The organism is uncultured Aquimarina sp. (genome assembly GCF_947496855.1).
In the GTDB taxonomy this organism is placed as follows: Bacteria; Bacteroidota; Bacteroidia; order Flavobacteriales; family Flavobacteriaceae; genus Aquimarina.
Map to the genome: position 1 here is coordinate 413,875 of NZ_CANMED010000005.1, position 16,583 is coordinate 430,457.

The 16,583-nt window shown below is 32.1% G+C and carries 15 protein-coding genes; 4 read left to right on the forward strand and 11 right to left on the reverse strand.

Features of this window, described 5'->3' with window-relative positions; translation table 11 throughout:
- Positions 1 to 52 precede the first annotated feature (52 nt).
- The 4 genes from Q0921_RS16680 to Q0921_RS16695 all read right to left on the reverse strand — a co-directional run bounded on the left by Q0921_RS16680 (position 53) and on the right by Q0921_RS16695 (position 4,688).
- A complete protein-coding gene (locus Q0921_RS16680) occupies positions 53 to 1,057 on the reverse strand; it encodes a VWA domain-containing protein (protein WP_299258850.1) in 1,005 nt (334 codons plus the stop codon).
- Between the two features lie 2 nt (positions 1,058 to 1,059).
- The gene (locus Q0921_RS16685) at positions 1,060 to 2,715 is read right to left on the reverse strand and encodes a DUF4381 domain-containing protein (protein WP_299258852.1); all 1,656 of its coding nucleotides are present in this window, start codon (positions 2,713 to 2,715) and stop codon (positions 1,060 to 1,062) included.
- A 13-nt stretch (positions 2,716 to 2,728) separates the two neighbouring features.
- Positions 2,729 to 3,595 carry a DUF58 domain-containing protein gene (locus Q0921_RS16690; protein ID WP_299258854.1) on the reverse strand — a complete coding sequence of 289 codons (867 nt, stop codon included), beginning with the start codon at positions 3,593 to 3,595 and terminating at the stop codon, positions 2,729 to 2,731.
- A gap of 91 nt (positions 3,596 to 3,686) precedes the next feature.
- Positions 3,687 to 4,688: a MoxR family ATPase gene (locus Q0921_RS16695; protein ID WP_299258856.1), complete on the reverse strand. Its 1,002-nt coding sequence runs from the start codon at positions 4,686 to 4,688 to the stop codon at positions 3,687 to 3,689.
- Between the two features lie 267 nt (positions 4,689 to 4,955).
- Here Q0921_RS16695 and Q0921_RS16700 point away from each other — a divergent pair, with 267 nt between their 5' ends.
- The gene (locus tag Q0921_RS16700; RefSeq protein ID WP_299258858.1) at positions 4,956 to 5,708 is read left to right on the forward strand and encodes an SDR family NAD(P)-dependent oxidoreductase; all 753 of its coding nucleotides are present in this window, start codon (positions 4,956 to 4,958) and stop codon (positions 5,706 to 5,708) included.
- Positions 5,709 to 5,792: 84 nt separating this feature from the next.
- Complete coding sequence (locus Q0921_RS16705) at positions 5,793 to 6,932, forward strand: ATP-binding protein (RefSeq protein WP_299258860.1); 1,140 nt, start codon at positions 5,793 to 5,795, stop codon at positions 6,930 to 6,932.
- Positions 6,933 to 6,992: 60 nt separating this feature from the next.
- Here Q0921_RS16705 and Q0921_RS16710 read toward each other — a convergent pair whose 3' ends face one another.
- Positions 6,993 to 7,898 (reverse strand): hypothetical protein, encoded by a 906-nt coding sequence (locus Q0921_RS16710; protein WP_299258862.1) that lies wholly within the window; start codon positions 7,896 to 7,898, stop codon positions 6,993 to 6,995.
- Between the two features lie 244 nt (positions 7,899 to 8,142).
- Here Q0921_RS16710 and Q0921_RS16715 point away from each other — a divergent pair, with 244 nt between their 5' ends.
- Positions 8,143 to 8,871: a metallophosphoesterase gene (locus tag Q0921_RS16715; RefSeq protein WP_299258864.1), complete on the forward strand. Its 729-nt coding sequence runs from the start codon at positions 8,143 to 8,145 to the stop codon at positions 8,869 to 8,871.
- Positions 8,872 to 8,987: 116 nt separating this feature from the next.
- Entirely contained in the window at positions 8,988 to 9,695 is a 708-nt protein-coding gene (locus tag Q0921_RS16720; protein ID WP_299258866.1) for a hypothetical protein, read from the forward strand.
- A 70-nt stretch (positions 9,696 to 9,765) separates the two neighbouring features.
- Here the strand turns inward: Q0921_RS16720 and Q0921_RS16725 are convergent, their stop codons facing one another.
- The 6 genes from Q0921_RS16725 to Q0921_RS16750 all read right to left on the reverse strand — a co-directional run bounded on the left by Q0921_RS16725 (position 9,766) and on the right by Q0921_RS16750 (position 16,405).
- Positions 9,766 to 10,479, reverse strand: a complete 714-nt coding sequence (locus Q0921_RS16725) for a 3'-5' exonuclease (RefSeq protein WP_299258868.1) — start codon at positions 10,477 to 10,479, stop codon at positions 9,766 to 9,768.
- On the reverse strand, positions 10,469 to 11,623 hold the full coding sequence (locus Q0921_RS16730) for a serine hydrolase (RefSeq protein WP_299258870.1): 1,155 nt from the start codon (positions 11,621 to 11,623) through the stop codon (positions 10,469 to 10,471). Before Q0921_RS16730 ends, Q0921_RS16725 begins: the two co-directional genes overlap by 11 nt.
- A gap of 462 nt (positions 11,624 to 12,085) precedes the next feature.
- A complete protein-coding gene (locus tag Q0921_RS16735) occupies positions 12,086 to 12,835 on the reverse strand; it encodes a LytTR family DNA-binding domain-containing protein (protein ID WP_299258872.1) in 750 nt (249 codons plus the stop codon).
- Between the two features lie 8 nt (positions 12,836 to 12,843).
- Positions 12,844 to 14,811 carry a tetratricopeptide repeat protein gene (locus tag Q0921_RS16740; RefSeq protein WP_299258874.1) on the reverse strand — a complete coding sequence of 656 codons (1,968 nt, stop codon included), beginning with the start codon at positions 14,809 to 14,811 and terminating at the stop codon, positions 12,844 to 12,846.
- On the reverse strand, positions 14,811 to 15,287 hold the full coding sequence (locus Q0921_RS16745; protein ID WP_299259137.1) for a methylated-DNA--[protein]-cysteine S-methyltransferase: 477 nt from the start codon (positions 15,285 to 15,287) through the stop codon (positions 14,811 to 14,813). Before Q0921_RS16745 ends, Q0921_RS16740 begins: the two co-directional genes overlap by 1 nt.
- Positions 15,287 to 16,405 carry a CNNM domain-containing protein gene (locus Q0921_RS16750; protein ID WP_299258876.1) on the reverse strand — a complete coding sequence of 373 codons (1,119 nt, stop codon included), beginning with the start codon at positions 16,403 to 16,405 and terminating at the stop codon, positions 15,287 to 15,289. Before Q0921_RS16750 ends, Q0921_RS16745 begins: the two co-directional genes overlap by 1 nt.
- Between the last annotated feature and the right edge of the window lie 178 nt (positions 16,406 to 16,583).

The window sequence follows — 16,583 nt, forward strand, 5'->3', positions numbered from 1 at the left end:
TTAAGTTTCACAGACCTGTCTGGTTAAAAACCAGACAGGTCTCTTGTTCAAATCAAATAAAACTTCTAAATATTGTAAATTTCAATAAAAATTCAATCAATAATAACAAACCTGCCAATAATACCAATGGCCTGAATTTCTCTTCATAATTATAGAACTTAAATTCCTCTACATCTGTTTTTTCGAGCTTATCTATTTCTTCGTATATCTGTTCTAACTTTTTATTATTAGTTGCTCTAAAATATTTTCCTTTGGTAACTTTAGCAATTTCTTTTAAAAGTTCCTCATCGATCTCTACTTTTACATTTCCATATTGAAATGATCCATTAGGTCTTATAGCAACAGGTGCTAACGCCATACCATTTGTTCCAATACCTATCGTATATGTTTTGATACCATACTCTACGGCCAATTCTGATGCAATTTTAGGATCTATAAAACCTGCATTATTAGAACCATCAGTTAGTAAGATAATCACTTTGCTTTTTGCTTTACTATCTTTTAATCTATTGACAGAGGTGGCAAGTCCCATACCGATAGCAGTTCCATTTTCTAATAGATTATTATATTCAATTTCTTTCATTGCACTAAGTACAATGGCCTTATCACTTGTTATTGGTGTTTTAGTAAAGCTTTCTGCAGCATACATAACTAAACCAATTCTATCATTGGGTCTTCCTTGAATAAACTCTGCAGCCACATCCTTTAAAGCCTCTAACCGATTAGGTCTTAAATCTCTGGCCAGCATACTGGCAGATACATCAATAGCCATGACAATGTCAATTCCTCTGGTTGTTTTCGTTTTAGTTGAAATATCAACCGTCCTAGGCCTAGCCATAGCAGTAATAATGAGTGCCAAGGCAATTAGCCTTACCAAAAGCAATAATGGCCTAAGTTTAGATAACCAACTGCCAGAGACTTTAAATCCTTTTATACTAGAAATTTTAAGTTCTGCCTGCTGCTTATTTCGTTTCCAGATATAATAAGCAATGGCTAATGGTAGTATTAAAAACAACCAAAAAAACTGTGGATTCTCAAATGTGAAATTTTCAAACATAGTTATTTGGCATTTTTAAGTTCTACTGAGTTAATAATGCGCTGGGCAACCTCTTTAGCATATCGATCTTCTTTATCATACACCACCATAATCTGTTGAAAACCTCCACTTTCTGCAAAATTAAGCATCAAATAATCACTTTTTTGTTCCTTCTTAGTTACCGTATTCGTTACTTCTAAGCTTCCGAAGACTTTTATTCCCTTAGCTCCTGCTAATGTTTCATATTCTTCATCTTTGACAGTAATATTCTTAGCTCCCTGAGATTCAAAATTACCTACAACACCTTCTACTATTTTGTTAAGATCTACCTCTGTTTTTTGATTATATTGTATTGTAGAAACAGTAATATAAAAGTTTCCGATTAGACTACCATAAACAAAAGTCTCGTTTCCTTTAAGAATTTGTTTTTGCTCTTCTGTAAGTTGAAAATTATTTCTAATCAACACTTTAGGAGTAGAAATAGTAACTGGTGGAGAGCCATAAGCACTGCTTATCCATTCTGTTTCTGCTAACTCCTTGGTTGGATGCCCTAAGAGCGAATCCTTTACAACATCATAGCCTTTAACAAAAATAAAAACTGTTAGCGTAATTACTATTAAACTAATACCTGTTAAACTTCCAAATATTATCTTTTTTCTTAACTTTTTCTCTGCTGCTGTTTTTCGATACTCTTCATCTGCTAATAACTCTTCTTCTGTTGGTTCTGGAATTGCATCTTTGGTTTCATTTATCACTCTTTCAATTACATTTCTATCTGCTTTAGCAGTTCCGATATCTGGTTTAGATTTCGCGAATTTTGCCATATCTGCAGTCTTTAAAACATTTTTAAGCTCTTCGATAGTTTGTTTATCCAGATTTAACGACCCTGTTTTTATTTCCTTATCAAGGCGAGCAATCAATTCGTCTGTAGTACTCTCCATTGCATGATCATACACTTCTTCATCGATATACTTACGTGCAGTATCACTTAATTGAGAGTAGTACTCCTTATGCGAGTCTTGTTCTAACAGATGTGATTCATCAATTCGTTTTAATGCCAAGAGTGCTCTTTCATAAGGTGGTAATTCATTTTCTTTAGCTTCTTTTCGTTTTTTCCTTCTTAAAACAAAGAAAGTAATCAGCCCGATCAGTACTATGACAATTATTATCCACCAAATATATTTTTTCCAATTAAAAAAAGAAGCATCTACATCTACCAATGGCTTGATCTCATACATCTTTTGCTTTGTAGTATCTACCAGTACATCTCGCACTTCTACTTTTAGAGAATCCGTTAGAAAAACCTGATCTCCTATCATCACTTTTTGCCTAGGAATTGTGTAAAATCCTGAATCAAATTGTGTTAATGCATACTCCTTAATTAAACTAAATCGATTACCATTCTTGGTAGTATCGGTTTTATAGGATTCTATTACTTCAAGTGGTGAAAATGTCTGTCCTTCTGGAAAAATCACTATTTGAGTAGAATCTGCCTCTACCTGCATTTTATACCTGATTTCTTCTCCAATCTGAATCGAAGTAGAATCAATACCTGCAGAAACTTGAGCGAACACTGAACAGGAAAGAAAAAGGATTAAAATAAAAAACATCCCCTTTACCCTCTGCAAAGAGGGAATACTACATTTCATATTTATACTTAGTAATTTATAATTCTTCATTCTTAATGGTCGCCTATCCTCTTCGTTTAAAATATCCTAACAACTTTTTTACGTAACTTTCGTCCACACGACTGCTTAACGATCCCGCACCGCTTCTGTTAAAACTATCTCTAAAATAATTTATGCGTTCCTGATAGTATTTAGCATAGTTCACTCTCATTTTCTTAGAGCCTGTATTTACCAATAGTAATTCTCCTGTTTCTTCATCTTCCATCTGCACCATTCCCAAATTCGGAATTTCTTCTTCATGACGATCATAAACTCTAATACCCGTAACGTCGTGTTTTCCACCTACAATTTTAAGTGTTTGCTGATAATCATCAGTAATAAAGTCAGATAGTATAAAAACTATCGCTTTTTTCTTCATTACATTAGATAAAAATTTTAGTGCTTCAGTAATATTTGTTTTTTTACTCTTTGGTTCATGCTCTAATAACTCCCTAATGATTCTAAGTACGTGAGATCTTCCTTTCTTTGGAGGAATAAAAAGTTCAATCTCATCAGTAAACAAGATCAATCCAATTTTATCATTATTCTGAGTAGCTGAAAAAGCTAAAGTTGCGGCAATCTCTGTTATAATTTCTTTTTTGAACTGTTGTTTGGTTCCAAACAATTGTGATCCAGAAACATCTACCATCAACATCATTGTCAATTCACGTTCCTCTTCAAAAACTTTGATATATGGCTCGTTATATCGAGCGGTTACATTCCAATCTATATTACGAACATCATCCCCAAATTGATATTGTCGAACTTCACTAAAGGTCATACCACGTCCTTTGAAGGTAGAATGATATTCTCCTCCAAATATATGATCGCTCAAGCGTCTAGTCTTGATTTCAATTTTTCGAACTTTTTTTAGTAACTCTTTGGTATCCATGTACTCGCCTTTTGGCTCGTTAGTATTAAGTTAGTAGCACAAAGTATTAAAGTACAAAGATTTAGTGCTTTGTACTGATGCAAAACATCTACTAAGGTACTTCAATCTCGTTTACAATCTTATTAATTATATCTTCAGAAGTTACATTTTCAGCTTCAGCTTCATATGTAATACCAATACGATGACGCAATACATCATGCACTACAGCACGAACATCTTCTGGAATAACATATCCTCTTCTTTTTATGAAAGCAAAACATTTAGCAGCGGTAGCCATATTAATACTTCCTCTTGGCGAAGCTCCAAAACTGATAAGAGGTTTTAATTCTTCTAAGCCATATTTCTCAGGAAAACGAGTAGCAAAAATAATATCCAAGATATATTTTTCAATCTTTTCGTCCATATATACTTCTCTTACGGCTTCCTGAGCTCTAAGAATCTGCTCTACCGAAACTACAGGATTTACTTTTTCAAAAGACCCTTTAAGATTTGCACGAACGATCAATTGTTCATCCTCTAATTTAGGGTAATCAATCACTGTTTTTAGCATAAAACGGTCTACCTGTGCTTCTGGTAGTGGATACGTTCCTTCTTGCTCTACTGGATTCATAGTTGCCATTACCAAGAAAGGCTTATCTAATATGAAAGTCTCGTCACCAATTGTAACTTGTTTTTCCTGCATTGCTTCTAATAAGGCACTCTGCACCTTGGCCGGAGCACGGTTGATCTCATCTGCCAATACAAAATTTGCAAAAATAGGACCCTTTTTGATCGAAAAGTCATTTTCTTTCATATTAAAAATGAGTGTCCCTGTTACATCTGCTGGCAATAAATCCGGTGTAAACTGGATACGACTAAAACTACCATGAACCGCTTTTGAAAGGGTGTTTATAGCCAAAGTTTTTGCTAGTCCGGGAACACCTTCAAGCAAAATATGTCCTTGTCCAAGCAATCCAATTAGTAACCGTTCGACCATATGCTTCTGGCCTACGATTACTTTATTAATCTCTAAAGCAAGTAAATCTACAAATGCAGATTCTCTTTGTATTTTCTCATTGATTGAAGCAATATCAATAGAACTATTTTCTTCCATCTATTCTTTTTTTTAAAGCCGTGAATTTACCATTCATGTTTCAGCATTGCAAATTGTTAAAATATTTTTCTTTTTGTTGTTAATTATAGGTTAAATGTATCCTCTAAAAATACGCTTACGCCCAAATTTTACAGTATATTTAGATCTTTTTACTGATAAAAACGGACGTAACAATTTTCATCGGCTTTCGCGATGATGTTTTTAAAAGACGAAAGTTTTTTTTAAGTGTTGCAAAAATCCCTATTAAAAACTTATTACTTCTATATCATGAAAACAGCATTAATTACCGGAGCAACTAGTGGAATTGGAAAGTCAACAGCCTATATATTTGCTAAACACGGTATAAATCTAATACTTTGCGGAAGAAGACAAGAACGTCTAGAAGAATTACAAACTGAATTATGTGAAACAGTAAAAGTACATACACTCTGTTTTGATGTACGTAATAAAGACCATGTTTTTAAGAGTATCGATGAACTTCCACAAGAATTTAGTTCTATCGACATATTGATTAACAATGCTGGAAATGCTCACGGTCTTGATCCTATTCAAACTGGAAACCTAGATGACTGGGACGCTATGTTAGATATTAATGTAAAAGGATTATTATATGTATCGAAAGCGATTATACCAAAAATGATTTCACAAAAATCCGGTCATATTATCAATATTGGTTCTATTGCAGGAAAAGAAGTTTATGCTAACGGAAATGTATATTGCGCAAGCAAACACGCCGTTGATGCCATCAATAAAGGAATGCAAATAGACCTTAATAAGCATGGAATCAGAGTTGGAGCTATTCATCCAGGATTGGTAGAAACTGAATTTAGCAATGTTAGATTTAAGGGGGATGACAATAGAGCTGATACTGTTTATAATGGTTTTGATCCATTACGACCAGATGATATTGCGGATATTATTGCTTTTGTAGTCACTAGACCTTATCATGTAAATATTGCAGATCTGGTAGTTTTACCAACGGCACAAGCCAATAGCACCATTATAAATAAAAGTTTATAATTTCTTTATTATTAACACATTGCATACCCAATAAAAATTCCTAAGTTTATATGGGAAAAGAATGTATTGCTATTAGTAAAAGGAATGATTAACAAACGGCTTTTAATAAAAAATCTTTTAGCGCATAATGACGAGAATAGTTTTTATGATAAGAAACGAAAGCTCAATATTGGCGAAAAAGAAGGAAAAGCCAAATTTCTAAAGCATATCTGCGCACTTTCTAATTCTAACCCAAAAAACAATTCTTATATCGTTATCGGAGTTGAAGATGAAGATAATCAGATTATTGGAGTTGATTTTTTTGATGACAGCAAAATCCAAAACCTAGTTAATGCCTACCTTTCTAATCCTCCCATAGTCGCTTACGAAAATATCCCTTTTCCTCATTTATCAAGTGATAAAGTTGTAGGATTGGTTTCCATACGTTCGCAAGAAGGTAAGTTATGTTCTATGCGTAAAAATATCTGGAAATATTATGGAGGCACAGTATTTTTTAGAGATGGTAGCATCAGTATGCCAAAAGTATTTGATATTGAAATTAAAGATGTAAATTCTGAAATCGTAGAATCTATAGAGAGTCATGCTCAAAATAATATCGAACTTACATTGGATGGTGTTTTTGATTTTATGAATTCTAGAAAAGATTATAATCCAAATTACAAAGTTTTTAAAGAATATTTTGTAGTCTGTTGGTCGGCAAAAGAGAAGCGTGTAAAGGATGAAATATATTACTCAAGAGTAGATATAGCATTGATAAATGAGCAAGTTAAATTATTCTACTCTCAGTTTGATGAAGTTAGTATTTCTATTACTGATGAAGAATTTAAAATTATAGAATATGTGCAACTGGGCTTACAAGATACTTATGATTATTACCCCTTAGAAGAAGTTACTATCAAGTTTAAAAACAATGTAAGTTACGATATAGAAAGTAAACTATTATTTGAACCTCCACAATTTGACAGAAAAACCTTATATCATTTATACAATAGTAATAATTCACTGATAGAGAAGCTAAAAAAGAAAATGCCACTAACAAAAAGCGAACAAAAAGATCTTTTAAATCTACCTGTAACTTATCTTTTATGTTATTTCAATGATTTTAGCGAGGCAAAAGACAAATTAGAAGAAGCAAAACCTTACTTAAAAAGTTATATTGATGAAAAAGTATACTCATTATATAAAGAAAGTATTAGAATATTAAGAAAAGTGAGGTACAATTAGTAATTATACCTCACAAAATAAATACTAAATAAAGTAGTATGCTTACCCTTCTACCCTTAACTATTGTTGCAATAGATCAAAGACTTGTTGCGGATACTGTCCATCAAACATAGCTCCATGACCACCTGTATCAATCTCAATCACTTTCGCCATTCTATTATTAAGAAATGTTATTTCTGAAGTTAACAATCCTCCTGTTTGAAAATCATCTTTAGCAAACACATAAATCACATTAGATAAATTCATAGTTGTAATTTTTGAAGAAAAACGCTCGCTACCAATAGCCCCCAGAAACGAAAAAACCGAAGAACAAGATTGTCTTACCATATTATATTCTTCTACAAGTTCTGTTCTATCCTCTTCTGTGGGTGTAGTTCCATTTAAAAAATAATAAGGTCTTCCTTCTAAGAAATTATTTGGTACTTCTGGTTGCATATCTAAACGAGCAGCCATAATTACAAATTTATCTGCCGTACTATTTCCTTTCTCAGCGATATATTTTGTGACTAAAAACCCTCCAAAAGAGTGCCCCATCACAAATACCTTCTTCCCTTTGGATTTAAAATTCTTAATCACTCTATCTAACATTTCTACACTAATTCTATTTTCTAAATCAGCTTGTTCTTTTTTCAATGCATCTTCCATACATAGGTCATTGTTAAAAGTAAGTGCTTGATGCATATATACCCTATAATAATCCTTAAATAGCTCGCTGTAATCATTGTTGAAACTACCGTTAAGTTCAAAATATTGATCATCTAATTCTTTATCCGGCCCTCCTTGTTCATATATAATAACGGTGTTGGTATTCTCATTCCCCTTAGCACTATACAATTTTGTAATATCATCTGGTATTTTTGTAAGTGCATTTTGTAAATCTGGTCTTTCTAGTGGTAATGCATCATCATCGCTATTACAACCGATTAACAATAAAGAAACCGTGAATACATAAAATATCTTTTTCATATTAAATAAATTTTAGTTTTAGTCATTTTGACTTTTAATTATACTTTATTCCAAAACAAATAGCTCTTGAAATACCCTACAGAAAACTTGAAACATTTATATGAGCAACAACCAAACACTAAATAAAGTACTGACATACAATACAATGAATTAATTTTTACAAAAAATTATAGCTCAACAATAATTTAATAACATTTAAAACTTTGTAAAATAGTATCTTCAAAATCTATTAAAATAAATAACGATGAACAGAACTCTTGTAATCGGAGATATGCATGGAGCTTTAAAAGCTCTTCAACAATTAATTGAAAAAGTAAAAGTCACAACTGATGATACCCTAATTTTTTTAGGTGATTATGTGGATGGGTGGAGTGATAGTGCTCAGCTTATTTCATTTCTCATCGAATTACAAAAAACGTATACTTGCATTTTTATTCGAGGTAATCACGACGAGCTCTGCTACACTTGGTTAACGGAGAAAGAATACAAGCCCGAATGGATGAAACACGGAGGTCAGGCAACTATTGACTCTTACAGTAAGGTATCTAAACAAGAGATGGATATTCACCTGGGATTTTATGAAAATCTTACTAATTATTATATAGATGATCATAACCGGCTGTTTCTACATGCAGGTTTCACAAACCTTCACGGACCTCATCGAGAATATTTCAGCAAACTATTTTACTGGGATCGAACCTTGTGGGAAACAGCGCTATCAATAGATCCTAAACTTAAAAAAACAGATCTTACTTATCCCAAGCGACTTTTACTTTTTAATGAAATCTATATTGGCCATACTCCAGTCACAAGAATTAACAAAACTACACCCGTGAATGCTACTTGTGTTTGGAACATTGATACTGGTGCTGCTTTTAAAGGCCCTCTTACAATTATGGATATTAACACCAAAGAGTTTTGGCAAAGTGATCCTGTTTATAAACTCTATCCAAACGAAAAAGGAAGAAATTAATAACTAAATCTGTTTGCTTTTTAGTTTCAAAATCGCTCCAAAGAGCGATTTTTTATGTTTCATGTTTACCTAATCAAAGATTATGACACAAATAGGAAACTGTAAAACGCAACAAAATGAAAAACGTAACCCAAATACTGAGACAAATATGCTTTATACTAATCATCTTCGCTTATACTTTCATAAATGCCCAAAACAATTGTAGTCAATTTTATCCTTCAAAAGCAGGAACTACGATTACGATACATCACTTTAATCATAAAAATAAACTAACCTCTAAAACCAGTTACGAAGTTTTGGATGTCAATTCTTCAGGTTCCAGATCCAAGATTACTATGAGTATGTATTTAAGCGACGCTAAAAAACAAAAAAAAATTACTGAAGCCCAATTTACAGTAACTTGTGATGGAGGTACTACAACTTTAGATCCAGAATCTATAATTTCTCCTAATTTATTTAACCAGTACAAAAATATGAAATACAGTATTGAAGGAAAAGGGATTGATATTCCCAACTCACTCTCTGTCGGACAAGAATTACCAGATGGTCAAGTAACTATGTCCATTGATGCTGGTGTAATGAGCATAGATATGACCGTAGATCTCAAAAAACGAAAAGTAGAATCACAAGAAATTATTACTACTTCTGCTGGATCATTTAATTGTTATCTCATCACATACATAAATGAAACCAATATGAGCATGGGTATGAAACAAACTTTTTATATAAAACAATGGATTGCAAAGAATATCGGTTTGGTACAACAGGAGACTACAAAACCAAATGGGAAACTAATTAGCAAATCTATATTGGCTAAATTATGATAGCGTTCTTTTGTTCTAATTATTTGAACAAATCACAAATGAATTGATCAAGCTTATTATTTCTATGACTCTATACTGAAACCACCTCAGCATCATCTAATAGTTCTTCTTGTCTCAAACGTAAAAGAATTTGGGCAACAGCAACGGTATCTTTTTCACAATAGATTACTATACGATCAATATCATTTTCCTCATAATACACTTCTCTTACCTGACTACCATCAATGTCATCCTTTGGAGAAGGAATGCCTAAAACATTTGTCAAAAGCTTAAGAGAAGTATAGTGTTTATAATCTCCAAATTTCCATAAATCCAAGGTATCCAAATGCGGAACTTCCCAAGGTTTTTTACCAAATAAATTTAGTTTAAAAGGTAAACTAATATCGTGAATAATCATTCTTCTAGCGATATATGGAAAATCAAATTCTTTACCATTATGTGCACAAAGTAAATGATGAGGATGATTAAAGTGTGTTTCTAATAAGTTTTTGAAATCTATAAGCAGTTGCTTCTCATCACCAAAAAAAGAAGTAGTTCTAAAAGACCTTGTTTCTACTTTAAAAGTAAAATACCCAACTGAGATACAAACGATCTTTCCAAATTCTGCCCAAATACCAGCTCGCTCGTAAAATTCTTCTGGAGAGAACTCCTCTTTGCGCTGATATTTAGTTTTATCAGCCCATAAATATTTCATTTCACCTGTTAGGGCATCAAAGCTTTCTTGCTCCGGAACTGTTTCGATGTCTAGAAACAAGATGTGTTCTAAGTTAATCTTATGAAGCATTCTCTAACATTTTATAAGCTTCCTCAATATATATAAAGAAATCTTCGCTAAAAGATCCTTGTGGTCCTCCACGATGATGTCCTAAACGAACAATAATAACATCATCTTGAGGAATGCTAATCACATATTGCCCTAAAATACCTCGCATCACAAATATATCCTTATCAAGATGATTAGATAGCCAAAATCCATAACCGTACATGTCATCTTTCTCAAAGCGTTTTTGAGTAGCCAGTTTTGTAAACTCTTTAGGTAATATTTGTTTCCCTCCAAACTTTCCATCATTTTTAAACAGTACTCCAAAACGAGCAAAATCTCGAGCATTACTAGCGATACAGCAATACGATTTTTCCATTCCACTATCTTCACTATCCACTTGCCACAATGCATCCTGTTCCATCCCCATAGGTTTCCAAAAACTCTCGCTTAGATACTCTGATAAACTTTTACCGGTTGCTTTTTCAACTACCATACCCAATAACTGTGTATTACCACTTAAATATCTAAATTCTTTTCCCGGCTCATCTACAATATCTAACCCATTCATCACCTCTCTTAATTCGGGATCATAATAAGCTCGCGCTGTTATTGAAAATGGACTTGTATAATGTTCTGTCCAATTTAATCCAGATGACATTGATGACAAATCTCCTACAGTCACTTTAGCCGCTAAACCTTCTGAGAACTTAGGTAGAAAATCTCCTATTGGTTGATCTAAGCTTTTGATATATCCATCCATAACGGCTTTTCCTAATAAGGCACTTGTAATGCTTTTTGCCATAGAAAAAGAGTTCGTTTTAGAGTCTTTACCATAACCTTCAGCATACTTTTCATACCAAATTTCATCATTTTTGACAATCATAAATGCTACGGTTCCCATTTCTTTGTTGATAATATTTAACTTTTCGGTAGGAGTAACTCTATTATAATTGGCGTGTAATTTCCAAGGAATCAGTGTACTACTTTTTTCTACAACATGATTGTCAAAATATGTATAATCATCTATATATGCAGTTTTATGTCCTGTCATATATACTACACGTACTCCTTTTAGGATATAATCATAATCAAAAACATATAATAAAACCACACAAAGTAAAATAATACCAACGAGACCTATAAGAAGTTTTTTGAGAATTTTCATTTGCTTTTTGAAATTTTAAAGCCCTAAGGTAAGAAAATAAAATATCTGTTTAGAACAAAAAAAATGCCCGGAAAAACCGAGCATTTTAATAAAGATAAACAATTATTATGACGATAATTTAATTCGATTAAGTTACAATAGTGATAGTATACAACTTATAAGAATACTTGTTGAGTTTGTGTATTTTTATCCAGAACATCAGTTTAATGTTCCGCATTTTTTAATTATTAAGTTGCATCTAAAAACAGAAATCTATAATCAGGGCATTTATTACAAAATAAAGTTTCACCAAATTAATCTAAATAAAATAAAGACTATTAATCGTTATTTCAAATTTAGTGGTTATTTGTTTCAATTCTTTTTGGGAATATTTTTTTGGTATGATCTAATGTATAAAATGTATATTTTAATGTACGAGTAGACAATTTTTAATCGTGTTCAAAAAATAATACTCTAAACAAATTAAATTACATTAAGCTTCTGATATAATTCTTTTTTAGAATCTCTTGCTATGGGTAATGATTTCTCATTCGACATAACTACATACCCTCCTTGTTCTTTTACCAGAGTATTTACATGATCCAGATTAATTAAGTAAGATCTATGAATCCTAAAAAACCCAAAAGATTGTAACTTAGATTCAATATATTTTAGATTCTTTGATATTACTATTTCTTTCTCATTTTTTCTAATAAAAGTAGTGTAGTTACCATTGCTAATACAATAAAGTACACTAGGTATTTTTATAACATGCGTACCTTTAGAATCTGTTATGGAAATTTTAGGAACTTCATGAATTTTAGCATAAAGTTCATTAAAATTTGCTATTGGATCTTCTTTATTTTCATTCTTTTCTTGTAAAGGAATAGCCTTATCTATTACTTCTACTAACAACTTAGGATCTATAGGTTTTAGCAAATAACCTAATGCGTTATATTTATATCCATCTACGGCATATTGATTGAAAGCGGATACAAAAATGATTTTGAAGTCAATTTCTTCAAGTTCATCTAGAATATCAAAAATTGTAATAGACCCTAATTGCACATCCAAAAAAACCACATCAGGGTTTAGACCAGATAATCCTTCAAGTATAGATTTTTTATCACCTGCTTCACCTATGATTTCTACTTGAGGACAATATGCATTAAGTAAAAGACTAATGTTCTCTCTAGCCTTTTTCTCATCATCAATGATAAAACATTTCAACATTTGATCCATTATTTCTTGATCTCTTTAATTATAGGCAATGTAATGATCACTTCTGTTCCTTGTGATTTACCATTAGTATCATATAAATCATTAATAACAATGTTTGATTGTCCGTTAACTACTTTATTTAAAATACCTAATCGTTCATTAGTGTTTTCTGTTGCAATAGACAAATGGGATACATCTGTCGCTTTTTTCTTAAGTCGTTCAGAGGCCTCTCTACCTATTCCATTATCGACAACTTTACAAATAACCATGCCTTCCTCTTTTCGCAATGTTATATTTAACTGTCCTGAAATTGAGGAATGCGAAAAACCGTGAATTATCGCATTCTCAATAAAAGGTTGTAAAATCATAGAAGGTATTCTAGGGTTACTATCTAATAATATAGGATCTACATGGAAAGTAGCTTCAAATTCTTCCTGAAATCTTCCTCTTTGAAGATTTACGTACGACTTTACAATCTCCAATTCTTTTTTAAAACTAATATATACACTGTCGGAACTATTCAAAACATTTCGGATTAATCCCGAAAGCTCTGTCATATATTCGTTGGCTCTAATATTATCATTTTTTAAAATATAATTCTGCAATGTATTAAAGCTATTGAACAAAAAATGTGGGTTCATCGAAGATCTTAATGAAGTTAATCGTGTATGGGTTAATTTTTCATTTATTTTATAATATTTAATACGATTAATATACCCTCTATATACCAACACCACTACAGTAACTACTAATAATAGCCCAAGAAAATAACTTTGCCATTTCGTCTTACTAACCTCTTTTTCTATCTTTAAATTTTTCTCTTCCAATCCAGAAATAACTTTTTCCTTCGCCAATAATAAATTTTTACTCTCACTTTTCGCTAATTCTTTACTTACCTTAACCTTTAGTTGCCTAGACTCTAGCGATCTAATATCTCGTAAAGCCTGAATACTTGCTTTTAAGTCTCCTTTTGTTTCATACAACTTTGATAAATCTTCTTTTACAGTAATTAAATCAGAAATATCATTTTTCTTTTCAAAATTACTTTTTGATATTAAAAAATATTCCAGTGCTTTATCATAGTTTCCTAACTCATATTGTATGGCACCCATAGTATGCATTAATCCTGGATATAAATCATCTCCATCCTTGTATGTCAAATTATCATTATCCCATTCTATGTTAGTTCGTATTACTTGTAATGCTTCTTTAGGCATCTTTTTTAAATAATACGCCCACGCAATATTATTATACACCATTATACAATGTCTTGTGGACAATGAATTCTTTTCACAACCTACAGCTGCTAATCTGGAATAATATAATATAGAATCAGCTTGCTTATCATTAAAAGTAGCAGATAAATTTAGGTATGTAGTTCCTTTCCTCTTCTTAGTATCTTCAGGATCGATATGTATTAAAGCTCTTTTGAAATCAATTTTAGCTTGATCGTGATCACCAATATCTAAGAATAGTACCCCCCTATTTAATAAAATATCCCATTGGTAATCCGAATTATCATCCTTAGAAGCCAACGTTAATGCATCTCCATAATACTCTAACGCTTTAATATATTCTCCAATTCTATTGTGTAATAATCCTAATCTATTGTTTACGTACATCAAACATTTCTGATCGTTCTGATCTGCGCAATATTCGCTTAAAAAATTAAGTACATTCATTGCCCTAAGATATTCTCTCGTACTATCTGTAAAAAAACGTTCGATTTTATAAATCATCTTTTTTACACTATCGATATCTGAGCTATTCTGAATTAATTCAAAAGCTTTATCATACTCTTTTTTTGCATTTGTAATATCCTTAGTTTTAAATAAGCTATCTCCTCTTCGCAATAGTTTTTGCAGAGATTCTTTTTTCAGGATTATAGGTTTATTTAACTCTTTGTCTAGTGCTTCTTGCGATGTAACAGCAAAACATCCCAAAAAAAGAATGTTAATACAATATAAGAAAGATTTAAAAAAAGCCATTAAAAAAGAGATTGCTGCTTTACAGGATTTTCGTGCTCTAGTAACCATTTCTTTCGCCATAGACCTCCAGCATATCCGGTAAGAGAACCATCACTGCCGATTACCCGATGACAAGGCACTACTACCCACAACGGGTTTTTACCGTTAGCGGATGCCGCTGCTCTTATACATTTCGGATCTCCTAATTGTTTTGCAATATCTAGATATGTTACAGTTTTACCAAATGGAATTTTGGATAGTTCTTTCCATACCTTTTTCTGAAAATCAGTACCAGAAGGATTGAGTTTTATCTCAAAAGTGTTTCTATTTCCTTCGAAATAATCTAGTAATTGAATTACTACTTCTTCCAGCACATCTGGAATATCTACAGAAAGTTTTTTTTTAGAATCTTCTGTGATAGAAATCTTTGTAATACCATTTTCATCTCCCGCTATAGAAGCAATACCTAAAGGAGTTCTTATGAAAACGGTTTTGATCATCCTTCTTTTTTATCGTCTAGAATTCCGAGTCTTCTTGCTCTAGCTTCCCAGTTTTTGCGAGCTAGAATCTGCATATCCGTTTCTGTATCGCTTTCATCTACAATTTCCAGCCCTAATAGAGTCTCGATTACATCTTCCATCGTTACTAATCCACTTACAGAACCATACTCATCTACTACCAGCGCGATATGATTTTTAGTCTGTATCAACTCATTAAATAGTTCCGGAATTGGCAAGTTTCTGTTTGTAAATATGATCGGTCTTTTTATTTCTCCAAGAAGTTTATGACCATTTTGATTGGCCATTTCTTTAAAAATTTCATCTTTTAATACCTGCCCAGTTATGTTATCTGCTTTATCTTTATACACTGGTATTCTAGAAAAGCGAAGGTTTTGATTCTCATTAAAGAATGCTTCTACAGTAGTATCTTCTGATGCAGTTTTAATAACTGTTCTGGGCGTCATCACGTCTTTTGTAAAAATCGCCTTAAAATTAAGTAGGTTTCTAATTACTTTGGATTCTGACTCTTCAAAAACACCTTCTTCTTCAGCAATATCAGCCATGGCAGTAAAATCTTCTCTACTTAACACAGATCCATGGTGACCTTTACCTCCAATAAGCTTAGTGGTTAATTGTAACATCCAGAGAATCCCAGTCCATTTTAAGGGCCAGATCAAAACATTTAATGCTTTAGAGGTAAAATTAGCTAACTGTTTCCAAAACGTAGCTCCGATAGTTTTAGGTATAATTTCTGACAAAACTAAGATGAAGATAGTCATAATAGAAGAAACAACTCCAACCATTAAATCTTCTGTAATCTCTATCCCAAGAATTGTACGTGTCTCAGATCCATACATTTCTGCATAGGCTACTTTTGCCTGTACACCCACTAATATTGCTCCAACAGTGTGTGCTATGGTATTAAGCGTTAAGATCGCAATAAGTGGTCGATCTACGTCTTTCTTTAGTTTTTCTAAAGTAGTTGCATATGCTTTTCCTTCTTTTTTATTAACATTAATAAAAGTTGGAGTAATACTTAATAAAACTGCCTCCAGAATTGAACATAAAAACGAAAAGAAAATGGATACGACTCCATATACAATAAGTAATGCCATGGTATAAGATTAGTTCTGCTAAAGTAATAAATAATTTCAGTAGGAATACGATTAGTAGACACTAAGAATCAAAAATGTATATATTCTAAAAAAGAATTAATCTAGACACGAATCCTTTATATAAATGGAGCTCTAAAATGGACTACATATAATCTAACCCTACAAAATCTGAAAAAAA